This is a genomic window from Mycolicibacterium vinylchloridicum, assembly GCF_013404075.1.
In the GTDB taxonomy this organism is placed as follows: Bacteria; Actinomycetota; Actinomycetes; order Mycobacteriales; family Mycobacteriaceae; genus Mycobacterium; species Mycobacterium vinylchloridicum.
Genome location: NZ_JACBJQ010000004.1, coordinates 182,272 through 206,488 on the forward strand (window position 1 = coordinate 182,272; position 24,217 = coordinate 206,488).

At 67.2% G+C, this 24,217-nt stretch carries 21 protein-coding genes and 1 pseudogene; 9 read left to right on the forward strand and 13 right to left on the reverse strand.

All coding sequences use genetic code 11. From position 1 onward, the window contains the following. The first annotated feature begins 3 nt into the window (after positions 1 to 3). A complete protein-coding gene (gene nei2 / locus HPC46_RS05750; protein WP_179467694.1) occupies positions 4 to 771 on the forward strand; it encodes an endonuclease VIII Nei2 in 768 nt (255 codons plus the stop codon). On the opposite strand, the gene HPC46_RS05755 is transcribed toward nei2, so the two are convergent. The 4 genes from HPC46_RS05755 to HPC46_RS05770 are packed head-to-tail and all read right to left on the reverse strand — an operon-like array spanning position 740 to position 5,350. Further along, the gene (locus HPC46_RS05755) at positions 740 to 1,285 is read right to left on the reverse strand and encodes a sulfatase (RefSeq protein ID WP_179467696.1); all 546 of its coding nucleotides are present in this window, start codon (positions 1,283 to 1,285) and stop codon (positions 740 to 742) included. The genes nei2 and HPC46_RS05755 overlap by 32 nt on opposite strands. Positions 1,286 to 1,317: 32 nt before the next feature. Beyond that, entirely contained in the window at positions 1,318 to 2,184 is an 867-nt protein-coding gene (locus HPC46_RS05760; protein WP_179467698.1) for a pseudouridine synthase, read from the reverse strand. Between the two features lie 7 nt (positions 2,185 to 2,191). Continuing rightward, complete coding sequence (locus HPC46_RS05765; protein WP_179467700.1) at positions 2,192 to 3,937, reverse strand: glycerol-3-phosphate dehydrogenase/oxidase; 1,746 nt, start codon at positions 3,935 to 3,937, stop codon at positions 2,192 to 2,194. A 9-nt stretch (positions 3,938 to 3,946) separates the two neighbouring features. Further along, a complete protein-coding gene (locus tag HPC46_RS05770; protein WP_179467702.1) occupies positions 3,947 to 5,350 on the reverse strand; it encodes an NAD(P)H-quinone dehydrogenase in 1,404 nt (467 codons plus the stop codon). 63 nt (positions 5,351 to 5,413) lie between these two features. On the opposite strand from HPC46_RS05770, the gene HPC46_RS05775 reads away from it, so the two are divergent. Then, entirely contained in the window at positions 5,414 to 5,896 is a 483-nt protein-coding gene (locus HPC46_RS05775) for a gamma-glutamylcyclotransferase family protein (protein WP_179467704.1), read from the forward strand. A 34-nt stretch (positions 5,897 to 5,930) separates the two neighbouring features. Here HPC46_RS05775 and HPC46_RS34880 read toward each other — a convergent pair. The 4 genes and pseudogenes from HPC46_RS34880 to HPC46_RS05795 all read right to left on the reverse strand — a co-directional run. Then, positions 5,931 to 6,715, reverse strand: a pseudogene (locus HPC46_RS34880) (hypothetical protein); the annotation flags it as partial. A gap of 114 nt (positions 6,716 to 6,829) precedes the next feature. Continuing rightward, complete coding sequence (gene galE / locus HPC46_RS05785) at positions 6,830 to 7,786, reverse strand: UDP-glucose 4-epimerase GalE (protein ID WP_179467708.1); 957 nt, start codon at positions 7,784 to 7,786, stop codon at positions 6,830 to 6,832. Next, positions 7,786 to 8,955, reverse strand: a complete 1,170-nt coding sequence (locus tag HPC46_RS05790; protein ID WP_179467710.1) for an amidohydrolase — start codon at positions 8,953 to 8,955, stop codon at positions 7,786 to 7,788. Before HPC46_RS05790 ends, galE begins: the two co-directional genes overlap by 1 nt. Further along, entirely contained in the window at positions 8,952 to 10,139 is a 1,188-nt protein-coding gene (locus HPC46_RS05795) for a M20 family metallopeptidase (protein ID WP_179467712.1), read from the reverse strand. The genes HPC46_RS05790 and HPC46_RS05795 overlap by 4 nt, the downstream gene beginning before the upstream one ends. Before the next feature lie 37 nt (positions 10,140 to 10,176). On the opposite strand from HPC46_RS05795, the gene HPC46_RS05800 reads away from it, so the two are divergent. Then, positions 10,177 to 10,962 (forward strand): purine-nucleoside phosphorylase, encoded by a 786-nt coding sequence (locus HPC46_RS05800; RefSeq protein WP_179467714.1) that lies wholly within the window; start codon positions 10,177 to 10,179, stop codon positions 10,960 to 10,962. Here the strand turns inward: HPC46_RS05800 and HPC46_RS05805 are convergent. Continuing rightward, the gene (locus HPC46_RS05805; RefSeq protein ID WP_179467716.1) at positions 10,881 to 11,999 is read right to left on the reverse strand and encodes an AbrB family protein; all 1,119 of its coding nucleotides are present in this window, start codon (positions 11,997 to 11,999) and stop codon (positions 10,881 to 10,883) included. The two genes, HPC46_RS05800 and HPC46_RS05805, sit on opposite strands and share 82 nt — an antisense overlap. A gap of 86 nt (positions 12,000 to 12,085) precedes the next feature. Here HPC46_RS05805 and HPC46_RS05810 point away from each other — a divergent pair, with 86 nt between their 5' ends. Both HPC46_RS05810 and HPC46_RS05815 read left to right on the forward strand, forming a co-directional pair. Further along, positions 12,086 to 12,544 (forward strand): MarR family winged helix-turn-helix transcriptional regulator, encoded by a 459-nt coding sequence (locus tag HPC46_RS05810; RefSeq protein ID WP_179467718.1) that lies wholly within the window; start codon positions 12,086 to 12,088, stop codon positions 12,542 to 12,544. Further along, entirely contained in the window at positions 12,541 to 14,133 is a 1,593-nt protein-coding gene (locus HPC46_RS05815) for a phospho-sugar mutase (protein WP_179467720.1), read from the forward strand. The genes HPC46_RS05810 and HPC46_RS05815 overlap by 4 nt, the downstream gene beginning before the upstream one ends. Here HPC46_RS05815 and upp read toward each other — a convergent pair whose 3' ends face one another. Both upp and HPC46_RS05825 read right to left on the reverse strand, forming a co-directional pair. Further along, positions 14,134 to 14,757 (reverse strand): uracil phosphoribosyltransferase, encoded by a 624-nt coding sequence (gene upp / locus HPC46_RS05820; RefSeq protein ID WP_179467722.1) that lies wholly within the window; start codon positions 14,755 to 14,757, stop codon positions 14,134 to 14,136. A 22-nt stretch (positions 14,758 to 14,779) separates the two neighbouring features. Further along, positions 14,780 to 15,352, reverse strand: coding sequence for a YdcF family protein (locus tag HPC46_RS05825; RefSeq protein WP_179467724.1), 573 nt, complete (start codon positions 15,350 to 15,352; stop codon positions 14,780 to 14,782). 44 nt (positions 15,353 to 15,396) lie between these two features. On the opposite strand from HPC46_RS05825, the gene satS reads away from it, so the two are divergent. Further along, on the forward strand, positions 15,397 to 16,656 hold the full coding sequence (satS, locus tag HPC46_RS05830) for a protein export chaperone SatS (RefSeq protein WP_179467726.1): 1,260 nt from the start codon (positions 15,397 to 15,399) through the stop codon (positions 16,654 to 16,656). Positions 16,657 to 16,660: 4 nt separating this feature from the next. Here the strand turns inward: satS and HPC46_RS05835 are convergent, their stop codons facing one another. Then, on the reverse strand, positions 16,661 to 18,145 hold the full coding sequence (locus HPC46_RS05835; protein WP_179467728.1) for a PE-PPE domain-containing protein: 1,485 nt from the start codon (positions 18,143 to 18,145) through the stop codon (positions 16,661 to 16,663). A 308-nt stretch (positions 18,146 to 18,453) separates the two neighbouring features. Here HPC46_RS05835 and HPC46_RS05840 point away from each other — a divergent pair, with 308 nt between their 5' ends. The 3 genes from HPC46_RS05840 (at position 18,454) to HPC46_RS05850 (ending at position 20,992) form a co-directional block, all read left to right on the forward strand. Further along, on the forward strand, positions 18,454 to 19,053 hold the full coding sequence (locus HPC46_RS05840; protein WP_179467730.1) for a class I SAM-dependent methyltransferase: 600 nt from the start codon (positions 18,454 to 18,456) through the stop codon (positions 19,051 to 19,053). 71 nt (positions 19,054 to 19,124) lie between these two features. Beyond that, complete coding sequence (locus HPC46_RS05845) at positions 19,125 to 19,970, forward strand: phytanoyl-CoA dioxygenase family protein (RefSeq protein WP_179467732.1); 846 nt, start codon at positions 19,125 to 19,127, stop codon at positions 19,968 to 19,970. Continuing rightward, positions 19,967 to 20,992 carry a Gfo/Idh/MocA family oxidoreductase gene (locus HPC46_RS05850; protein ID WP_179467734.1) on the forward strand — a complete coding sequence of 342 codons (1,026 nt, stop codon included), beginning with the start codon at positions 19,967 to 19,969 and terminating at the stop codon, positions 20,990 to 20,992. The genes HPC46_RS05845 and HPC46_RS05850 overlap by 4 nt, the downstream gene beginning before the upstream one ends. Here HPC46_RS05850 and HPC46_RS05855 read toward each other — a convergent pair. After that, positions 20,964 to 24,143 carry an MMPL/RND family transporter gene (locus HPC46_RS05855; protein WP_179467736.1) on the reverse strand — a complete coding sequence of 1,060 codons (3,180 nt, stop codon included), beginning with the start codon at positions 24,141 to 24,143 and terminating at the stop codon, positions 20,964 to 20,966. The two genes, HPC46_RS05850 and HPC46_RS05855, sit on opposite strands and share 29 nt — an antisense overlap. Between the last annotated feature and the right edge of the window lie 74 nt (positions 24,144 to 24,217).

Sequence of the window (24,217 nt, forward strand, 5' to 3'; positions counted from 1 at the left end):
GCCATGCCCGAGGGCGACACCGTCTTCCACACCGCGGCCAACCTGCGCGACGCGCTGGTCGGTGAGACGTTGACCCGGTGCGATGTCCGCGTGCCGCGTTACGCCACGGTGGATCTCAGCGGCAACACCGTCGACGAGGTCATCAGCCGCGGCAAGCATCTGTTCATCCGGGTCGGTCCGGCCAGCATCCACTCACATCTGAAGATGGACGGCAGCTGGCAGGTGGCACCACGGGGCAAACCAGTACGCAACGCGCACAAGGTCCGAATCATCCTGGAAACCAGTGAGATTCAAGCACTCGGCATCGACCTGGGCGTGCTGGAGATCCTCGACCGCGACAATGACGACGACGCTGTCTGCCACCTGGGCCCCGATCTTCTCGGCGGCGACTGGGATCCCGAATGCGCCGTCGCCAACCTGACCAAGGACCCGGACCGGCCCATCGCCGCCGCCCTGCTGGATCAACGGAACCTCGCCGGCGTCGGCAACGTCTATGCCAATGAACTGTGCTTCGTCTTCGGCCGGCTACCCACCAGCCCGGTCAGCAGCCTCATCGATCCACTCCGCGTGGTCAAGCAGGCCCAAAAAATGTTGTGGGCCAACCGCACCCGCACCAACCGCACCACCACCGGCAACAGCCGGCGCGGGCAAGAACTCTGGGTCTACGGCCGCGCCGGTGAACCATGCCGCCGCTGCCGCACGCCGATCCGCCGCGCCGAATCCTCCGAAGAGGACCGCGTCACCTACTGGTGTCCGTCGTGCCAGCGCTGACCGGGTGCCCGGCAGCGGCCATCGCGTCGGCAACCGTCTTCTCGATGCTGTTGATCGTGGAGTTGTCCATTTGAAGGGCCGAGATGCTCGTGGCATGCGACAGCGTGATTTCCGCCGGTATCCGGCCGTTCGGATAGACCACGGCGATCACCACGCCGGTGCCTGCTTCGAGCGCCTCACCGATCTCGCGGCGCAGACCCGTTCGCAGTTCGTGCTCGGCGACCGCGGCGATCAACCCCGCTGCTACCCCGCCGACCACCACCGACAGCCCGATCGGCGGCATGAACAGGCCCAGCAGCAGGCCAAAGCCCGCGCCGACGCCTACCGCGGCCCGGCCGTGCCGGTTGTGCGCTTCGACCACTTTCGCCTGCCCATCGGCATCCTTTTCGACCAGCGCGGCGGCCCGCAGCTCCATGCCGTGCTTGATCCGTTCTCCGAGTTCGTCGAAGTCCGTGCGCGCCTGATCAAGATCGGCGTACGCCGCTACCAGCACCAGCTGATGATCGTCATCCATACCATCAGCATCATGTGATCCCCGCCACACGCCTAGGGCCTCCAGGCACCGGCCGCACTGACGAAAGACCGCAACTCCCCGGTCAACGGGTCCTCGAACTCCAGCCGGTGCGCCACCAGCCGCAGCGGCGCGGAGAAGTCGTCGGCGGCCACCTCGACGATCCGCGGATACAGCGGGTCGTTGTCGATCGGCAGGCCCAGCGAGGCCATGTGCACCCGTAACTGGTGCGTGCGCCCCGTGCGCGGACGCAGCCGATAGCAGCCAGAACCCACCGACTCGACCACCGTCTCGGCATTCGGCTCGCCCGGCTCTTCGAAGGCCTGTAACCGGCCGCGCTGCTTGATGATTCGACTGCGCAGAACCGTCGGCAGCGCGACCGACGGCACACCCGAGGACCATGCCAGATAGGTCTTGGACACCAGCCCCCGCGCGAACAGCGTCTGATACGCCCCCCGCACTTCGCGGCGCACCGTGAAAACCAGCACCCCCGCCGTCAGCCGATCCAGCCGGTGCGCGGGACTCAGCTCCGGTAGATCCAGCGACCGACGCAACCGCACCAACGCCGTCTGCGCCACATGACCGCCCCGCGGCATCGTCGCCAGGAAGTGCGGCTTGTCGACCACCACGATGTCGTTGTCGCGGTAGAGCACCGGGATATCGAACGGCACCACCACCTCGTCGGGCAGCTCCCGATACAGGTAGACGTGGGTGCCGGCGGGCAGCACCGTCGACACATCGATCACGGCGCCGTCGGCGTCGACCACCTCGCCGTCGCGCACCTTGGCCAGCCCGTCCGGGCCGAACCGCCGGGAGAACTCGTCGGCCACATTACCGCCCTCCAACCGAAGCCGCGCCGGCCCGAGTCCGTCGCGGACCGGGAGAGGAGGAGGACGCCTCAAGGCTCGCTCAGTTCAGCGGCACCGGCTCGAGGATCTCGGCCCGTGCTTCGGGCGCCGCCACGCGCAGCGCATCGGCTGACTCGTCATCGGGTTGAGCTTGGGAAAGCACCTCCGCCTCCACCCGCGCGATATAGGTCGCCACCTCCCGCGCGCAATCCGCCTCGCTCCAGCCCAGGATCGGCGCCACGATGTCGGCGACCTCGGCCGCGCAGTCCACGCCGCGGTGCTGATACTCGATCGAGATCCGCATCCGGCGGGCCAGGATGTCCTCGAGGTGCAGCGCACCCTCGGCGGCCGCGGCATAGGCCGCCTCGACCTTGAGGTACACCGGTGCATCGGTGATCGGCTCGAGCAGCTCCGGCCGGTCGACCGCCAGCTCCAGCACCTCGCCGATCAACGAGCCGTACCGGTCCAGCAGATGCCGCACCCGATACGGATGCAGGCCATAGCGTGCGCCCACACTCTGGGTCTGGTTGATCAGCGCGAAATACCCGTCGGCGCCCATCAGCGGCACCTTCTCGGTGATCGACGGCGCCACCCGCGCCGGGATGTATTCGGCCGCAGCGTCGACAGCATCGTCGGCCATCACCCGGTACGTCGTGTACTTGCCGCCGGCGATCGCGACCAGACCAGGCGACGGCACCGCCACCGCGTGCTCGCGGGACAGTTTGGACGTCTCCTCGCTCTCCCCCGCCAGCAGCGGGCGCAGCCCGGCGTAGACGCCGTCGATGTCGTCATGCGTCAGCGGTGTGGCCAGCACGGTGTTGACGTGGCCGAGGATGTAGTCGATGTCGGCCTTGGTCGCGGCGGGGTGCGCCAGGTCGAGGTTCCAGTCGGTGTCGGTGGTGCCGATGATCCAGTGCGTGCCCCACGGAATCACGAACAGCACCGACTTCTCGGTGCGCAGGATGATCGCCACCTCGGAGACGATGCGGTCGCGCGGCACGACGATGTGCACACCTTTGGACGCGCGCACCCGAAAGCGGCCGCGCTCCTTGGACAGCGCCTGGATCTCGTCGGTCCACACCCCGGTGGCGTTGATCACCACGTGCCCACGAACGTCCTCGACGGTGCCGTTTTCGGAGTCCCGGATCGTCACCCCGATCACCCGGTCGCCCTCACGCAGCAACTTCACCACCTGGGTCGAGGTACGCACCACCGCGCCGTAGTGGGCGGCGGTGCGGGCAACGGTCATGGTGTGCCGGGCGTCGTCGACGACGGTGTCGTAGTACCGGATGCCCCCGACCAGCGAGCTGCGCTTGAGGCCAGGCGCCAATCGCAACGCTCCGGCTTTGGTCAAATGCTTTTGCGGCGGAACGGATTTCGCGCCACCCAGCTGGTCGTAGAGGAAAATGCCCGCGGCGACGTACGGCCGCTCCCACACCCGTTTGGTCAACGGGAACAGGAACGGCAGCGGCTTGACCAGATGCGGTGCCAGTGTGGTCAGCGACAGTTCGCGCTCATGCAGCGCCTCACGCACCAGGCCGAACTCCAGCTGCTCGAGGTAGCGCAGGCCGCCGTGGAACATCTTCGAACTACGGCTCGACGTTCCCGAGGCGAAGTCGCGCGCCTCGACGAGGGCCACCTTGAGCCCGCGGGTCGCGGCATCCAGTGCACAGCCCGCACCGACCACGCCCCCGCCGATGACGACGACGTCGAACTGTTCGCTGCCCAGTCGCTCCCAGGCTCGCGCGCGCTCGGTTGGTCCGAGAAAGGTCTGACCGGTGCCCGGTCTAAGGATCGGGTCGCTCATGGGCCCAGGCTAGTCGAGATCGTCGTGCGCCATCAGGCGGCGCGCAGCCTCGACGATCGACCCGGACAACGACGGGTAAACGGACAGCGTCTGGGCCAGATCGGTCACCGAGATGCGGTTTTGTACCGCCAAGGCGATCGGCAGGATCAGCTCGGAGGCGATCGGGGCGACCACGACCCCGCCGATGACGACGCCGGTGGCGGGGCGGCAGAAGATCTTGACGAAGCCGCGGGTCAGCAACGACATCTTGGCCCGCGCGTTGGTGTTCAGCGGCAACATGATCGTGCGCGCGGGCACCGAACCGTTGTCGATGGCGGTTTGCGGCACCCCGACGGCGGCGATTTCGGGCCGGGTGAAGGTGGCCGAGGCCACCGTGCGCAGCCGGATCGGGGCCACTCCCTCACCGAGCGCGTGGTACATCGCGATGCGGCCCTGCATCGCCGCGACCGAGGCCAACGGCAACAAGCCGGTGCAGTCGCCGGCGGCGTAGATGCCCGACGCCGACGTCCGGGACACCCGGTCGACGGGAATGTAGTTGCCTGGCCCGAGGGCGACGCCGACCCGCTCAAGCCCCAAACCAGCGGTGTTGGGTACCGAGCCGACGGTCATCAGGGCGTGGCTGCCCTCGACGACGCGGCCGTCGGCCATCGTGACCTTGACCCCGTCTGCGCTACGCAGCACCGAGTCGGCTCTGGCGTTCTTGACCAGCGTCACGCCGCGCTCGGCGAAGGTTTCTTCGAGCACGGCGGCCGCGTCGCTGTCCTCGTGCGGCAGGATCTGGTCGCGGCTGGCCACCACGGTGACATCGACGCCCAGCTCGGTGTAGGCGTTGCAGAACTCCGCACCGGTGACGCCCGAACCGACGATCACCAGGTGTTCGGGCAGTTCAGGGAGGTCGTAGAGCTGGCGCCAGGTCAGGATCCGCTCGCCGTCGGGCACCGCGTTGGGCAGGACGCGGGGGCTGGCGCCGGTGGCGATCAGCACCACGTCGGCCTTGAGGACACCGGCCTGCCCGTTGGCCGTGGTGACCTTGACGCGATGGTGCGCCATGCCCGGCACGGTGTCGATCAGCTCGCCGCGACCCTGCACCACGTTGACCTTCTCGCGCAGCAGCTGGGTGCCGATGTCGGCGGATTGCGAGCGGGCCAGCGTCTTCACGCGGTTGTTGATCTGCGGCAGCGAGATCTTGGCGTCGTCGATGCCGATGTCGAAGCCCAATCCCGACGCGCGGCGCAACTCGGTGCGCACGCCGGTCGAGGCGATGAACGTCTTGGAGGGTACGCAGTCGAAGAGAACGCACGCCCCGCCGATGCCGTCGGAGTCCACCACGGTGACCTCGGCCCGCCCCGCTGCGACCAGTGCCGCCTCGTAACCGGCAGGCCCGCCACCGATGATCACGATCCGCGTCGTCACGCGCATCAGCCTAATCATCGGAGTCCCCGCGCTCGCTGCGAGAGGACGCTCTAGGCTTTCCCCGTGCCGCTCTATGCCGCCTACGGGTCCAACATGCATCCCGAGCAGATGCTGGAGCGCGCGCCGCATTCCCCGATGGCCGGCACCGGCTGGTTGCACGGCTGGCGGTTGACCTTCGCCGGCGAGGACATCGGCTGGGAGGGCGCACTGGCGACGCTGGTCGAAGACCCGGACTCGAAGGTGTTCGTGGTGCTCTACGACATGACGACCTCCGACGAGCAGAACCTGGATCGCTGGGAAGGTTCGGAGCTGGGCTTCCACAAGAAGATCAGATGCCGCATTGAATGTGAATCCACCGACACCACAACCGATCCCGTGCTCGCCTGGCTCTACGTGCTGGACGCTTGGGAGGGTGGCCTACCGTCGGCGCGCTACCTCGGCGTGATGGCTGACGCCGCCGAGATCGCCGGTGCGCCAGCGGAGTACGTGCACGACCTGCGCACCCGCCCCGCGCGCAACATCGGCCCCGGGCACCCCAGCGGCTAGCACCCACCCGCGAGCGTGCGTGTCCGCACGCCGTCACCGCGGGCACAACCATCCATCCGAGGTCTTGCAGGGCGGCCAGCTTTTCCCTGTCGCGCCGAAGCGCTTCGGCCCCGACATGCCATTCGTCGCTGTCGTACTCCGCGGCAACCCGTTGGGCCGGCCAGGCGAAATCGAGCCTGCGGAGCCGCCCTCTTGCATCGACAACCTCATGCTGCAGAACCGGGCTCGGAAGACCGCCATCAATCATGACCAGGCGAGCCTCGCTCTCCATAGGTGACTCGGCTCGCCCGTCGGCAAGCGGGAGTAGGTGGCGCACCTTCACGATCCCTCGCCTTCCTTGTTGCAACACCGCGGCGCGAGACACCGCAGGGCGGCATCGAGTGTGGCAAGTGCGCGCGGACGACGCAGTGTTCGGGCCACCTCTACGGCCGTCCATGCCGGGGCTGTCGCCGGACGACCTGACACCATGACCAGCGGAGCACCGTCGCGACGATGGACGACCAGACCCTCAACGGGCCGCAGTTGGTGCCCAACGGGATTCAGCACGTGCAACTCGGCGGCGCCCTCGGTATCGAAACCGTAGGCACCGGCCGCAGTAGCCATGCAGATACCGACGGTTTCACCGCACGCCAGGTCGAGACCCTTGAGTTTGCGCGCGGTGTCGGCGGCACCCCAGCAATAGACGCCTCGCCAGATGCGTTCCACCGCCGTGTATTCCACGAGCATCTCCAGGTAGCGCCGACTCACTATGGCAAGGATCTGCTCGGCGGTCGCCACTCCCTCCTGCCTCTGGAAGAGCGCAGCCAGTTCATCACGCACATGCGCGATGCTGCACGCTCGCGATCACATCGGAAAGTCAGCCCTGTGGATAGTGAGCGTGCGCGAAATGCCCACGAACACGGCGTGTCGCCGTACCGACACGCACGCTCGCGATCAGCTCGAGCGGGTGAATTCCCAAGCATCGGAGACGATCTCGTCGATGGTGGTGTGTTGCGGACGCCAGCCGAGTTCGGTGATCGCCTTCTCGCTCGAGGCGATCAGCACGGCCGGGTCACCCGCGCGGCGTTCGACGTCACGCGCCGCGATCGGTCCGCCGGTCACGCGCTCGCAGCAGGCGATCACCTCACGGACCGAAAAGCCCGTGCCGTTGCCCAGGTTGTAGATGCGATGTTCGCCCGGCTTCGAGGTCTGCAGTGCGAGCAGATGCGCATCGGCCAGGTCGCGGACGTGGATGTAGTCGCGAATGCACGTGCCATCCGGGGTGGGCCAGTCGGTGCCGAACACCAGGATCTCGGCGCGCTGACCGGCCGCCACCTGCAGCACTAGCGGGATCAAGTGCGTCTCGGTGCCGTGACGCTCACCGCAGCCGCCGTAGGCACCCGCGACGTTGAAGTACCGCAGGCTCGTGGCGGCCAGCCCGTGCGCGGTGGCGTACGACGTGATCGCGTGGTCGACCGCGAGTTTGGTCGCGCCGTAGGCATTCGTCGGCCGGGTCGGCGCGTCCTCGGTGATCGGCACCGATTCCGGCTCACCGTAGGTCGCCGCGGTGGAGGAGAACACCAGCCGTGGCGTGCCGGCTGCCCGCATCGCCTCGAGCAGTTGAATCGTCTTGACGACGTTGCTGTTCCAGTACTTTTCCGGCTCCGCCACCGACTCGCCAACCAGCGATTTCGCGGCGAAGTGCACAACCCCGTCAAAGGATCCGTCGCTCAGCAGTTCCGGTGCGACGTCGACCATGTCGGCCTCGATGAACCGCGCCCCGGCCGGCACCGCGTCGCCGTTACCCGTCGACAGGTCGTCGACCACCACGACCTCGTGCCCCTGCTCGAGCAGCACCGTGGCACACACACTGCCCACGTAGCCCGCACCGCCGGTGACGAGAAGCTTCATCAGTATCCCGCGGATTGCTCGACGATATTCACCAGAACCCGAACTCCCACCGCGAGCGCCCGCTCATCGAGGTCGAACGTCGGCTGGTGCAGATCCAATTGCGGCCCGCGACCGCTCCACACCCCGAGCCGGCCCATCGCGCCGGGAACCTCTTCCAGATACCAGGAGAAGTCCTCACCGCCACCGGATTGGTGGGTGTCGGCCAGTGCATCGGGAGCGACGGCTTCGATCGCGTGCGTCATGATCTGCGTCGAGCGTTCCTCGTTGACCACCGGCGGGACACCGCGATGGTATTGCAGTGTGTGCTCGATGCCCAAGGGCGCCAGCAGACCCGAAACCGTCTCACGCACAAGTTGTTCCATGCCAACCCAGGTCTCACGGCTGGCCGTGCGCACCGTGCCCGCCAACGTCCCGGTCTGCGGGATCGCATTGGCCGCGACGCCGGCGTTGGCCGCACCCCAGACCATCACGGTGCTGTGCCGCGGGTCGATCCGCCGAGACAGCACACCGGGCAGCCCCGTGATCACGGTGCCCATCCCATAGACCAGATCCGACGTCAGGTGCGGGCGCGAGGTATGACCGCCCGGCGAATGCAGGGTGATCTCGATCGAGTCCGCAGCCGATGTGATCGGCCCCGGAATGATCGCGACCCGGCCCACCGCCAGCCGGGGATCGCAGTGCAGCGCGAAGATTCGCGACACCCCCACCAGCGCGCCGGCGGCGATCGCGTCGATCGCTCCACCGGGCATCAGCTCCTCGGCGGCCTGGAAGATCAGCCGAACACCGACCGGCAGTTCCGGCACCGCGGCCAACGCCGTCGCGGCTCCGATCAGCATCGCGGTGTGAGCGTCGTGACCGCACGCATGCGCGACGTTCGGCATCGTCGAGCTGTACGGGGCGCCGGTGCGCTCGGCCATCGGCAGCGCATCCATATCGGCGCGCAACGCGATCCTTGGCGCATGCTCGGGACCGAAGTCGCATGTCAGGCCGGTCCCACCCGGCATCACCTTCGGGTTGAGCCCGGCCTCCACCAGACGATCGGCGACGAACTGGGTGGTGGCGAACTCCTGGCGGCCCAGTTCCGGATAACGGTGAATGTGCCGTCGCCACGCCACCAGATCGTCGAAGTGCCCGGCCAGCCAGGATTCACACGCGTCCGCGATGCTCATGGCCGATCCCCCCGCCGGTCCCGCAACTCCAGCACCCGGTCGCGCTCGGCAGTGGTTTCAGCCAACCGAACGACTGTGCGCGCCAACATGATTGCCCCCTGGACGACCGCGCGATCCGCACTGGGCCCCGCCGCAGCGACGGTGAAGCCGGGCTGGTGGATCACCGCGCCGCCCGATTCGATACCGACCACCGGATGGATGCCCGGCAGCAGCTGCGTGACATTGCCCATATCCGTACTCCCCAACGGCATTCCGGCTTCCACCTCGACCGGAACCGGGTTGCGGCCCATCTTCGTCATCTCGTCACGGAACACCTCGGCCAGCCACGGGTCCGGAGTCAGTTCGGCGTACGGCGGTGCAGCTTCGTCGATTTCATGCTCACATCCGGTGGCGAGGGCACCGGCCGCGAAACACCCGCGCATCTTGGCCTCCAACCCCCGCAGCGACTCGGTGTCGGCCGCCCGCATGGTGTACTGCAGCCGGGCCCGCCCCGGGATGATGTTGGTCGCCGAGCCACCCTCGGTGACGATGCCGTGGGCCAGCTGACCGGGCGCCATCTGCTGGCGCAGCAACCCGATCGCCACCTGCGCGACGGTCACCGCGTCGGCGGCGTTCACGCCCAGATACGGCGCAACGGCGGCATGTGACTCGCGGCCGGTATAGGTCACGATCACCTCGGACAGCGCCAGTGAGCGGGCGGCGGCGATATCGACGGGTCCGGGGTGCAGCATCACGGCCGCGGCCACGTCGTCGAACACACCCGCGTCGATCAGCAGGGCCTTGCCGCCACCGGACTCCTCTGCGGGCGTGCCGATCAGGGCCACGGTGAGCCCGAGTTCATCGGCCACGTCGGCCAGCGCCAGCGCGGTGCCGACCGCCGACGCCGCAATGATGTTGTGCCCGCACGCATGGCCGATACCGGGCAACGCGTCGTACTCGGCGCAGATCCCGATCACCAGCGGGCCCGACCCGAAGTCGGCGCGGAATGCCGTGTCCAAACCACCGGGCGCGGCGCTGATCTCGAATCCGCGCTCGGCCACCAGGGCCTTGGTCTTGGCGCAGCTGCGATGCTCGGCGAAGGCGAGTTCCGGCTCGGCATGAATGGCGTGCGAGAGTTCCACGAGGTCGCCGCGACGTGCTGTCACCGCGTCCTCGACGCGGGTCGACGCAGTGGCTGCTGGCATCCACGAAGTATGGCATTCGGGGCTAGGCTCGCAGGCTGTGAGTCCTGACGCCGAACACGCCGCATCGGTCATCGCCGAACGCACCGGCGTCGCGCGGCACGACATCGCCGTCGTCCTCGGATCGGGCTGGACACCGGCGGCTGCGGCGCTCGGGACACCGGCAGCCGAGATCCCGATGTCGGTGATCCCCGGCTTCACTCCCCCGTCGGCACTCGGGCACCGCGGCCGGGTGTTGTCGGTGCCGCTCGGTTCGCACAACGTGCTGGTGTTACTGGGCCGCATCCACGCCTACGAAGGCCATGAACTGCCGACCGTCGTCCATCCGGTCCGCACCGCACGGGCCGCCGGCGCGAGGGTCGTGGTACTGACCAACGCGGCAGGCGGCCTGCGACCGGAATACCAGGTCGGCCAGCCGGTGCTGATCAGCGACCACCTCAACCTGACCGCTCGCTCGCCACTGGTCGGGGCGCAGTTCGTCGACCTGGTCGACGCGTACTCCCCTCGGCTTCGGGAGCTGGCCCGATCCGTCGACCCGAGCTTGACCGAAGGCGTCTACGCGGGCATGCCGGGTCCGCACTACGAGACGCCCGCCGAGATCCGGATGCTCCGCACGCTGGGCGCCGACCTGGTCGGTATGTCGACCGTCCACGAGACCATCGCCGCGCGGGCGGCCGGCGCCGAAGTGCTGGCGTTCTCACTGGTGACGAATCTGGCCGCCGGGATGACCGGCCAGCCGCTGAGTCACGACGAAGTTCTGGCAGCAGGCCGGGCGTCGGCGACGGCCATGGGGTCGTTGCTGGCAGCGGTCTTGGCGCGCCTATAGGTCAGTCGCACGAAGCCACGGGCCAGCAGGGGCGCGGCGAACAGCATCAGCAATACCCGCAGCACCTGCGTGGCGATGATGAACGTGACATTGGAGCCGGTTTCCACCGCGGTGGCCAGCACGGCGTAGATCCCGCCGGGACTGGTCGCGAGATACCCGTCGAGCATGCTGACGCCGGCAATCTTGGACAGCGCCACACCGAGCCCGGCGGTGGCGACGTTGAGCAGCACGATCAGCCCCAGCGCGGCGGGCAGCATCCGCTCGATCGCCCGCAATGACTCGCGGGTGAACGCCACCCCGGCCTGCCAGCCGATCAGCATGTACGAGACCGCCACCAGCAGCGCAGGCACCGTCAGCCCGAAGGACCAGCCACTCAGCTCGACGATGATCGTCAACGCCATCGGGCCGAGCAGACCGGAGCCGGGCAGCCGTGCCAGCCGGCCCACGACCGATCCGGCGAAAACCAGCACCACGATCATCATCACGCTCAGATACCAAGGAGCGGAATGAGATTGGGTCGCCGCCGCAGCCGCGTGTGACGACCGTTCGGCGTGGTAGACGAGGGTGACGACCACGGGCATCGTCGCGGTGATCACGGCCACCCGCAGGTATTGGACGACGGCGACGACCCGATCGTCACCGCCGAGTTCGCGTGCGATGGCCACCAGGCCGGACGCCCCGCCCGCGACCAGTGCGAGCGTGCCGGTGAGCGGGCTGACGTCCCGGTGCAGTCCGAGCAGAGCGCCGGCGCCGATGCTCAGCAGCAGGGTGGCCACGCCGACGCCGAGAACCACCGGCCAGTGCGGGCCTAGGGACGACAACGCGTCGGAATGCACCATGGTGCCGATGTAGACACCGAGCACGCCCTGCGCCGCCAGACCCCCGACGCGCGGCACTCCGGCCGGCGCAAGCCGGGCGATCGCCAGGACGATGCCGACCAGCAGGGCGGCGAACAGGGCCGCCGAGGGGACGCCGAGGCGGTCCAGCGGCACGGTGACCCCGACGGTCACCAGTACCAACAGAACCCAACGCAGCATATGGCAAGTATATCCTTAGCTTTTTCTCGCTGATAGCCGCATTTCACGCGATATATCTCACTGATTAGCAAGGTATAACTTGGAATATGACCGTAAGCATCGCACCCTCGGCCGCGGCCACGGAGCTGCGGGAAGCCATGATGGCGCTGGCCCGGCAACTTCGCAGGCACCGCCCCGACAACGGGCTGACACTCAGCCAGCTCGAGCTCCTCGGTGACGTGAGCCGGGCCGGGGTGACGACACCGGCAGAGATCGCCGCCCGGCTGCATGTGCGGGTCCAGTCGCTGACCGACTCGATCAACGAGCTCGAATCCCGCGGGTTGCTGTCCCGCCGGCCCGACGAGTCCGACCGCCGCCGGCAACTCGTCGAGCTCACCGGTGACGGGCTGGAGTTACTGCTGCGCGACCGTGCACAACGCGACGCCTGGCTGTACGAATCCATGCGCGATCACCTCTCCGAACTGGAGGTCAATCTGCTGATGCTGACCGCGCCGGTGCTGCGCAAGCTCGCCGACGCCGACCCCGGGGCACAATCGGTCCCGTGACCCCCGAGGACTGGATCGCCCACGACCCGGATCCGGTCACGGCCGCCGAGCTGGCCGCCCTGGCTCCCGCCGAACTCGCCGCCCGGTTCGCCCGTCCGCTGACGTTCGGAACCGCCGGACTGCGCGGACCGGTACGCGGCGGACCCGACGCGATGAACGTCGCGGTGGTGCTGCGGGTCAGCTGGGCGCTGTGCCAGGTGCTGACACGCCGCGGCCTTGCCGGCTCGACCGTCGTAGTGGGCCGCGACGCCCGGCACGGATCGGCGCGGTTCGCGAACGCGGCTGCCGAAGTATTCGCGGCCCAGGGCTTTTCGGTGATCTCCTGGGAACACCCAGCGCCGACTCCGATCGTCGCGTTCGCCGTCCGGCACGTCGGCGCCGCCGCCGGGGTGCAGATCACCGCCTCGCACAACCCGCCGGCCGACAACGGCTACAAGGTGTATCTCGAGGGCGGACTGCAGATCATCTCGCCGACCGATCGTGAGATCGAGGCCGCCATCGCCGGCGCACCGCCCGCCGACCAGATCCTCCGCCAAGCCGTGTCACCCCTGGACGACACGCTGGTCGACGCGTACGTCGCGCGGACGGCGGCGTTACGGCGGACGGCCAACCGAACGCCGCGGGTGGCACTGACGGCCATGCACGGGGTCGGCGGTGCGCTCGCAGTCCGCACGCTGCGCGCAGCGGGCTTCGACGACGTGCACACGGTGACAAGCCAATTCGCTCCCGATCCGGACTTCCCGACAGTGCCCTTCCCCAATCCGGAGGAACCCGGCGCCACCGACGCCCTCTTGGAGCTGGCCGGCCGGGTCGGCGCCGACGTCGCGGTCGCACTGGATCCCGATGCCGACCGGTGCGCCGTCGGCGTCCCGACTTCCGTTGGCTGGCGGATGCTCTCGGGCGACGAAACAGGTTGGCTGCTGGGCGATTACATCCTGTCGGGGATGCCCCAGGGTCAGGCCGCCGCCAGCGTGGTGGCCAGCAGTGTCGTCTCTTCTCAGCTACTCGGCAAGATCGCCGCCAATTACGGTGCCCGGCATGTCGAGACCCTGACGGGGTTCAAATGGCTCGCCCGCGCCGACGCCGAGGTGCCCGGCTGCCGTCTGGCGTACGCCTACGAGGAAGCCATCGGGCACTGCGTCGACCCGGTAGCCGTCCGCGACAAGGACGGCATCAGCGCCGCGATAGTCGTCTGTGATCTGGTGGCACACCTTGCTGCGCAGGGAGATTCAATCCCAGGAGCACTCGACCGACTAGCCCTGCGACACGGCGTGCACAGCACTGCCGCGGTGTCGCGGCGGGTCGCCGGCCCCGCGGAAGCCGCGGCCATGATGGCCCGCCTGCACACCACGCCACCGACCGAGCTGGCGGGCTTTGCGGTGACAGCCAGCATGCGGGCCGACGCCGTATTCCTCACCGGCGGTGACCGGCAGACGTCGGTGCGGGTGGTGGTGCGGCCCTCCGGTACCGAGCCGAAAGTCAAGTGTTACACCGAGGTCGGCCAGACTGTCGGAACAGATCTGGTCGGTGCGCGCGAGCGTGCGGCCGCCGTACAGGAACAGCTGCTGGAATCCGTCCGTAACTGGTAGTCAGCGCGGTCCGAACTGGCGGTCACCCGCGTCACCGAGACCGGGGACGATATAGGCGATCTCGTTGAGGCCGTCGTCGATGGTGGCGGTGAACAGGCGGGCGTTGGGTGCGACTTGCTCAAGAGCGGCAATACCTTCCGGTGCGCACACCACGCACACCACGGTGATATCGCGCGCGCCACGGTCGTGCAGCAGCCCGATCGTGTAGACCATCGAGCCGCCGGTGGCCAGCATCGGGTCGAGCACCATGACCGGCTGGTCGCTCAAGTCGTCGGGCAGTGACTCCAGATAGGGCGTCGGCTGATGAGTGGTCTCGTTGCGAGCCACACCGACGAAACCGACCTGCGCCTCGGGGATCAGCGCGCTCGCCCGGTCGACCATCCCGAGCCCGGCCCGCAGCACCGGCACCAACAGCGGCGGGGCGGCCAGCCGTGAGCCGGTGGTGCCTGCCATCGGGGTGTGAATGGCGACGTCGTCGCACCGCAAATCACGCGTGGCCTCGTAGACGAGCATGTGGGTCAGTTCGTGCAGGGCGCAGCGGAAGGCGGCGTTGTCGGTGCGCTCGTCGCGCAGGGTGGTCAGCCGGACCTTGACCAGCGGGTGGTCGATCACACGCACATCCATGCGCAGAGACTGTAGTGAGGTTTCAGGGTTTGTCGCAGCCGAGCACGGCGGCCTTGACCAGCGCGGTGTACTGGTAGGCATACTCCTTGGCCCACCGCACAACGGTGAAGTCGTAGGTGCGCGGTACCGGCCGCATCGTGACGGTGCCGCTGAAGCACTGGTGGAAAATGTAGCGCGCCCGAAACATGTGGTAGTTCCAGGACACCACGATCACATGAGTCCAGTTGTGTTGCTTGGCAAGTCGTGCCAGATACATCGCCTCGCCGCGAGTGGTGTACGGCGACGCCCGGAAGCAGAGGACGGTGACGGTCGCGGTCCCGGACGCGCAGGCACGAGCGTAGTCCGCGGAATCCACCTCGGAGTCGAAGTACGAGTCGGACAAAATGACCGTGTCGGCGTAGCCCTGCTCGGCCAAGCTCAGGCCATACTGCAGCCGGCCGTCGTTCTCACCTCCGAGCACGATGATCGCGTCGGCTTTGGTCAGAGGGTCCACCTGCGGGCGATTGAACAGGACGTACCCGGCCAACCCCAGGACACCACCGGTCCCCACGCATATCGCCGCCACGATCGCGACCGCGCGACCCCATGTCCCCACGGGGGGCAGGCTACCGGCCAGCGAGCGTCGTTAGGCTGTGCGGCATGGCTGCTGAGCTCGTTCCGGTCCGCATCGGCGTGACCGCAGGTGACCTGTACACGTTGTGGGCGCCCCGCTGGCGCGACGGCGGCGACGAGTGGGAGGCGTTCCTCGGCAAGGACGAGGACCTGTTCGCCTTCGAATCGGTGGCGGACCTGGCCGCGTTCGTGCGTACCGATACCGACAACGACCTGGCTGATCATCCGGCATGGCAGGACCTGACCAAGGCCAACGCCCACAAGCTGGAGCCCAAGGCAGACCGCGAGGTCGACTTGATCTCCGTCGAGGAGCTGCTGTCGGACAAGCCCACCGAAGAGTCGGTGACCGCGCTGGCCAACACCATGGCCATCGTCTCCTCGATCGGTTCGGTGTGCGAGTTGCCCGCAGTGACGCGCTTCTTCAACGGCAATCCCAACCTGGGCCTGCTCTCCGGCGGCTTCGAACAGTTCAGTGGCAAGGCGGGCCTCAAGCGCTGGAGCGTCGTCGGCGAGATCGTCGGCCGCGGGTGGGACGGCGTGCTGTCCGCGATCGACGAGGTCATCTCCATCCCCGAGGTCGACGGGCGGGCCGCCAAGACGGCGGCAGACGAGCTCGAGCAGCCGTACGAGGAACCCGAAGAGCCCGAAGAGACGGCCGACTCCGAAGGCGACGACGAGGACCGCCCCGAGGAGGCGCCCGCCGACCCGGCGCCGCAGGACCGCGTGGTGCTCGGCAGCGACGCCGACTTCTGGACCGAGGTCGGCATCGACCCGGTGCGCATCACGCTCGGATCGGGCACGGTGTACACGCTGCGCTGCTACTTCGACGATCGCCCGATCTTCCTGGGCCGCAACGGCAGGATCAGCGTGTTCGGGTCGGAGCGCTCGCTGGCCCGCTCACTGGCCGACCAGCGCGACCATGATCTGGCCGATCTGAGCACATACGACGACATTCACACCGCGGCCACTGACGGCTCGCTGCGGGTCGACGTCACCGAGGAAAACATCTACATGCTCACCGGTCTGTCCGATGACATCTCCGACGGGCCCGACGCGATCGACCGCGACCAGCTGGAGCTGGCCATCGAGTTCGTCCGGGACGTCGGCGAGTACTCCGAGGAGGACGTGGTAGACAAGCTTTTGGCGCAGGATCGGGCGCTGGGCAAGCTGGTCGATCACGTGCTCGATCCCGAGGAGCACTCCCGTCCCGCCGGGCCCTACGCGGCCGCGGTGAAGGAGTGGGAAGAGATCGAGCGCTTCGTGGAGTCGCGGCTACGCCGCGAGTGACGTCTTAGGAGCTCGCGCCGGCGCTGGCCTTCGCCCGCTTGGAGCCGCCGACGCCGTTGTTGTGCTTCGACGTCGCGGACGTCGACGACTTCGACGAGTCACTGGTGCTTTTGGTGTCGTTCTTCGCGGTGGCGGCCGCCGCAGCGGTCTTCGTCGCGGTGGTCGTCGGCGTCGCGAGAGACACATGCGGCTTGAAGCCACCGGTCGACTTCTTCACCGTCGACGTGGTCTCGGTCGACGCCGTGTCAGTCGACGGCGTCTTGGCCGCGGCCGTGGTGTCCGTCGCCGCCGCCGTGCTCGTCGAGTCGGTGGTGTCGGACTCGGTGTAGGTGACGTCGGGACCGCCGACCCCGTAGGGCCCGGGGCGCGTCGTCCGGAACGGGCGGACGCCGAACAGGTCCTGGATGCCGTTGTCCAGGCCGGTCGGAATCGAGATGGCCAGGTTGGTGGCGAACGTGGCCGGGTTGGGGAAGTACAGGACGTTCCACGACGTCGGAACGCCCGGGCTGGTCGTGCGGTCGTAGGCCGATTCGACGATCACCCGCAACGGGGCGTCCAGGGTATCGGCCAGCGCATGGCCGAGCGGCCCGAGGTTGTTCAGCGGCATCAGCAGCGGCAGCACCGGCGTCGAGATCAAGTAGTAGTGCGTGTCGCCGTACTGGCCCTGATCGATGACGCCGGGATCGGTGAGCGTGGTGTCGTCGTACGTGCCGCCGAGATGCAGGTAGTCGACGCCCATCATCGCGTTCATCACGGCCAGCAGGTTCAGCGGATTCACCGGGAAGTCCGACCAGCCGTCGTACTGCGCGGCGATGTCGACGGTGTCGTACTGCGTGTCGGTCGGGGTGGATCCGTTGAACGTCGACCCGCCGAAGGGCAGACCCAATGGGATGGTGACGCCTTCGGGCCCGCGGGCGAGGAATCCGCCGTTGGGGCGATTGCCGTTGGCGATCAGCACGAAGCTGACGTCCGGGCCCTCTCCCGGTGCGTATTCGGCTGCCAATGCCCGCTTTTCGAGTGTGGCGACCGTCGAGCTCTGGGAGAAGCCGTAGACGACGAAGGTGTCGCCGGGAGTCGGTGCGACCGATCCCACCTGATCGTTGTAACTGCACGAGGTGGCCTTGATGCAGTTGTCCAGGTTCTGCCGGCCCAGCGCGACAGACTGATCGAAGGTCAGCGTGCCGTTGTTCGGCGCGGACTGTTCGGGGGTGATCACGGCAACCGTGTTGTAGGGACCCGACGGGACGCCGGTACCCAGGGTCGACGCGGGGTCGACGTAATTGCCGACCGCACTGGCCAGGTAGCTCTGGACGAACTCGTCGGTGTCCTCGGCAGGAGACAGCGAATGACCCGTGCCGCCCATCACGAGCACCGTTGTGCCGGCGAGTAGAAGCTTGAGCGCAGCCGAGGTGGTCGTCAGTAGGACGAAGGACAGGAACGCCGCCAGTCCGGCGATCGCCACTGCCGTGCTGCGAGCTGCCAGGCGCATATCGGGCCACTCCCCTTATCCCGCCAACACCGAGCACGACGAACCGGCGCACCCGCCCCCGACTAGGCCTGAAATACTGTATCAGCAAAGCCCGGACTGAGAGCCCCGCCGAAAGATGGCGTGCGACCGCTGCGATACGGCCCCGGCCCGCTACCACGTGATTGCCGCATCGCCGCAGCTTGCAGCTCGGGACGACGGGGTCGCCGGCAAACCCGCGGCACCATCGCCCGGCGCGGGTCGACTGGACTTTGTCGGCTGGAGCCTCGCGCCCGCAAACCGAAGCCGCCGGGGTGCTAACCTTCTAACCCGTGAGCCGAGTCCATATCCCGAAGTTGGGGATAATCGCCGCACTACGCCGCAAGACGGACACCAAGCGCTGGGCCGATACCCGGAATCTGTACTCGGAGTGGGAGCCGCGCACGCAGCGGGCCGCCGAGCTGATTCCGGCAGGCAGCCGGGTGATCGAGTTCGGTGCGGGCACCCGAACCCTGGAGAAGCACCTCGACCCGTCGTGTACCTACACCCCGTCCGATCTCGTCGACCGCGGTCCGGGCACGATTGTCTGCGATCTCAACGAGCCCCCGCTGCCCAACCTGGGCAAGGACACCTATGACGTCGCGGTGATCATGGGAGTCCTGGAATACCTTCGCGACGTGCCGGGGGTGCTCGACTGGCTGTCGGCATACGTCCCGCGCTGCGTCATCTCTTACGGCTGCCCGGACACCAACGATCAGTTCCGGCGCACCAAGCTCGGGGCCGTCGATCGGATCAGCCGGGGCTGGCTGAACAACTACCTCGAGGAAGAAATTCGGACGCTCTTCCGGGATCGGGGCTACGAAAGCCTGCACGAAGAGAACTGGGCAAACGTCGACGGGTATCAGCACCGGCTGTTCGTCTTCGCCAAGTGATCGCGGGACTTCCGGCCCTCGCAGCCAGCGCCGATAGCCTGTAGCGTGGGATCGCTTAGGAGGTATTAGTGGTGACATCGACACTGACCCTGACAGATCTGCTGGCAAACCAGGGCATCGCCGATTTGACCGGGCTCTGGCCGGTCGACATGGTCGAAGACTGGAATCGTCGACTCGATCCCATCTTCGCTGGGACCGACGGTGAGCGACGGTCGTACGCGAGTGCCGACGCGCTGGCCGAGACCGGCATCTTCGCCGAACTGTTCAGTGCGCCCGTCCGTCAGGTCATCGCCGGCATTCACCCCTCTGCGCTGCTGTACCACTGCCACAGCTACGAGATCGCCGCCAATCAGGGCCGGCCGCACATTCACCGCGACAAGCCGCTGGGCTGGCATCGCGACACCGAGACGATCGGCGCCTACACCGTCGATTTCCCGTCGTTCATCAGCATCTTCATCCTGCTGTCGCCGGTCGGCGAGGGCGATGGCGCCTTCGAGTTCTACCCACACCGCCCCAACAAGGGAATGCGCCCCGGCGGCGACGCGGTTCAACTGGTCGGCCCGGTCGGCACGGCCGCGATGTGGAATCGCTCCTACTTCCACCGCGCGTCACCGAACCGCGGTGCGCTGCGCCGCCGCGTCCTGAAGGTGTCGTTCCAGCCGGCCGGCCTGCCCAACGACCGCATCGGGCTGCAGGAGTTCACCGACGCCAAGGCACACCTGACCGATCCGGCCCTGCTTGCCCTCATCGACGAAAGCCGGGTGGGCACCACCACCCCACTGCACGATCGGGGTGAGATTCCGGCCGGCACTCCGCTGCCGCCGACGACGCGCAACGAGCTGTCGCGGGCGCAGGCGACCTACATCCGCGCCCAGACCGTCGGTTTCCGGGTGCTGGCCGCCGCGGGCGTTGTGTGACACAACCCCGTAACCGGCTGCGGGCGCTTGTCGTCGGCTCCGGATACCGAGTCCGCAACGCCTTCCTTCCGGCGTTGAACCTGCTGGATTCCCGCATCGAGGTCGTCGGAATCCATTCTCGGACATACGACAACGCGCGCCGGGCCGGGCAGCGATGGGGCGTGGAGGCGATCAAGGATCCTCGGACCTTGCGCCCCGGCGACATCGACCTCGCGCTGGTGTCGGTAACCGTGACCAACAACCTGGCTGTGTTGCAGTCGATCGCCCACTTGGCTCCCGGCGCCTCGTTGGTGATCGACACCCCCGGGATCGGTCGCCTCGACGATCTTGCCCGACTGTCCGTATTCCGGAAGTGGTCGAAGATCCGGGTCGGCGAAGACTGGATGAACATGCCGCAGTACCGCTTGGTCGGCGACGCCATCCGGGTCGGCGCACTTGGCGAGGTCAGCCGAATCTCGATGTCCGAGATGGGATATCGCTACCACGCGTTGGCGCTGGTGAGATCGTGGCTGGGACTGCTGCCGCCGACTTCGGCCCGCAGTCATCGGGTGTCCGGCGGGGTGAACATCGAATACCGTTTCCGGGGCGGGAAGAGCGGCGAGGTGCGTGAACCCTACCGGCAGGGCGAGGGATCGTTCACCGTCACCGGCAGCACCGCGGTCCTGTCCGGACACCCGATGGGCCACGAAATACCGAATACCAAGGGCGCCACGCTTGTTCGCCTGGAGGACGCGGGCGGCCTGGTCGGGTTCGGGATCGACGGGCTCGCAACGCCGATGAAGATCGACCTTCCGCATCACGCGGCGGTGAGCGCCATGGGGCTCGAGGACGACTCCGAGTTCAACTTGCTGCGCATCGACGGGCTGAGCCAGGTGATCGCCTCGCTGTGGGACACCGGCGATCCGGTGAACACCCGCTACCGACTCGAGGACGCGGTCTCCGACAACCTGGTCAGCTTCGCCGCCCGCGGGATTCCGTGGCTGCCGGCGGCCGCTATTCGGCTTCGAGGTGGAGGTCGGTAGGAGGCTCGTCCTCGTCGATCTCGTCGAAGTCCACGACGTCTTCGGGCAGTTCTTCGACCGGTCCGTCGTCGAGAACCGCTACGGCAGAAGCGGATACAGTGGCCGCCGCGGCGGCCGCGGCGGCCAACTTCTTCGCGGCCTCGATCTTCACTCGCGGCGGCTTCGACGGCCACCAGTTGGCGTCGCCCATCAGTACGCATACCGCCGGCACCATGATGGTCCGCACCAGGAAGGTGTCGAGGAGCAGGCCTACGCCGATGACAAAGCCGAGTTGCACAGCGGTCAGCACGCTGCTGACGGTGAGAGCGAGCATCGATGCTGCGAAGATCAGGCCCGCCGAGGTCACCACGCCACCCGTTGCGCCGATCGTGCGGATAACTGCCGACCGCACACCATATTTCGCCTCATCGCGAATCCGGGAAATCAGCAACAGGTTGTAGTCGGCACCGACCGCGACGAGCACCATGAACGACAGTCCCGGCACCCCCCACGACATCTCTTGGCCGAGAATGAATTGGAACAGCACGACACCGATACCGAGTGCGGACGCGTACGAGATGACAACGGAAATCACCAGATACAGCGGCGCGACGAGCGCACGCAAGAGCATGATCAGGATCAGGAACACCACGACCAACGTCATGATCATCATGTAGCGGACGTCGGCGTTGTAGAAGTCGCGGATGTTCGCGTTGATCGACGAGAAGCCGACCATCGAGATCTCGGCACCCTCCAGCTGGGTGTTGGGCCGTGCGGCATTCGCGGTGTCGACGATCGTCTGGACCTGATCCATCGCCTCGGTACTGAACGGATTGAGCGCGGTCTGGACGAGGTATCGCGCGGAGTGCCCATCCTCGGAGACGAACAGTTTGGCGGCCTTCTTGAACTCGTCCATCGTCAGGACTTGCGGCGGTATGTAGAAACCCGACATCGGTGGGTCGGCTGCCTCCCGTTTCATCGCCAAGAGGAACGACGATGCCTGATCCAGGCCTTGCCCGAGATTCCTGGTCTGGTCGACGAGAGTCTGAACGCCCAGCGCGAGTTGACGGCTCCCGTCGGCGAGCTGGTTGGCACCCTGGACCGCTTCGTTGAGCCGTTGTTCCACACCGCCCAGTTGTCCCACCCCGAGCGCTCGAGCGGCCGCCGTGGCCTTCTGAACGTTCTGACTCAACGCCCGGACCGACTCGTCGAGTTTCTGCGACCCCTCGGTCGCCGACAGCTCGCGGGCAAACGCCTCGATGGAGTGCACGGCCTCGGTATTACTGACGTCGACGATCTTCTGCAGGTCCGACCGCGAGGCCACGCAGGCCGGGTCCGCGTCGCACTGTGGACTGACGTTCAGCGCGAGAACCATCGGGGTGGCCCAATCGCTGATGCTCGTCACGCGCAGGATGGTGACCCCCAACGAGTCGCCCAGGGTCCGCATGTTGGTCACCAGGGTGGCCGTCTTGTCGATCTGATCCAGCGTCTTGGACCCACCGAACTTCTGCGACATCGCGTCGAGCGCGCTGGTCAATCCACGGACGCTGGCGATCGATCCCACCACCTGGGCGCGGATCTGCCCCAGGACGTCGGCCATCTTCCCCGCACCCCCGGTCAACAAGGTGAGGCTGTCGTCGTTGGTGCGGATCAAGTTGGATGCGTCGCCGAGCTTGCTGCCGACTTCGCCGGCCTGGTAGCTGGTCTTGGCCTGCTCGAGCACTTCTCCGGTGGGCCTGGTGATACCGCGGACCATGTCGATGTTCGGCAGCTGGGCAATTCGCGCCGCCATCTGCTCCATATCGGCCAGCGCCTTCGGCGTGCGCAAGTCATTGGGCGATTGGATGAACAGGAACTGCTGCAGCGTGCTGCTGATCGGGAAGTGCTTGTCCATCACCTCGTAGGCGCGGTTGCTCGCCGAATCCTGGGGCAGGTTCTTGCGGTCGTCGTAATTGAACTTGGTCAGCAACGCGCAGGCAGCGAGCGCGCCCAGGATGACGAGGCTGGTCACCAGATAGATGACGGGCCGACGGACGATGTGGACGCCGGATCGCCGCCAGAAACGTCCGGTCAGATCACGCCGCGGCTTGATCCAGTTGCGCCGGGCAGCGAGCACGATCAGGGCCGGCAGCAGCGTGATCGACGACAGGAAGCCGACGGTGACGGTCACCGCGAGGGCCGGTCCCACGGTGGAGAAGATGGCCAGCTTCGTGAACGAAATGCCGAGGAAGGTAATGGCGACGGTGCCCGCCGAGCCGGCGATCACCTCACCGATGGAGCGCAGTGCCTCGATCAGAGCATCGTCGGAGGCCATGCCGGACTTGATCAGCTCCTGAAAGCGGCTGTACAGGAATACGCCGTAGTCGACACCGGCGCCCATGATCATGCCGACCATCAGCATCATCGTCTGCGGGCCCAGCCCCAAGCCCAGCTCTCCGAGACCGGCTACCAGCTGTTGCGCCACCAAAAACGAGATGCCGATCGTCACCAGCGGCATGAGCATCGCAACGATGCTGCGGTACACCAGCAGGAGTATCGAGAACACCAGCAACACGGTGGCGGCCTCGATCATGTGCTGATCCCGCGCACCGATCTGGTTCATGTCTTCGAAAGTCGCGCCGCCACCGACCACGTTGACCTGCAGCGACGAACCTTTAGCCGCGTCCTGGACGGTCTTGAGGACGTTGCGGAAGGACTCCTGACCTTCCGGGGTGCCCATGGTCCCGGCCATACTGACCGGCAGGCTCCAGGCCTTTTGGTCCTTGCTGGTCATCACGTCGCGGAGCTCGGGGATGTGCACGAAATCCTGGATCGACGTGACGTTCTTGGTGTCGGCCCGCAGTTTGTCGACGACATTGCGGTAGGTGGCCTCATCGGCCGGCGTGAGCCCGCCGTCGTTGCTGAGGATGACGGCCGCGAAGTTGCCCGCGTCGGCCTCCTTGAACGCCTCCTGCATTTGCTTGCCGACAATCAGGACAGGAGCGTCCTTGGGAAGCAGATCCGGAGTCTGGCGGGCGGCGACGACCGACAACGGAGTGATGAAGACCATCAGCGCTCCGGCCAGCACAAGCCAAGCAGCGATCACGAGCAGGGGGTGGCGAACGATCACCCGACCCAAGCCCGTGAGGAGCTTATGTGGTGACACGCCCCTGAAAACGGCGCGCTTGGACATCACACCAAGTTACATCGCGCCAACACCCGGACATGTATCACGAGGTGGCGACACAATTCGTGGCGAGACGTGGC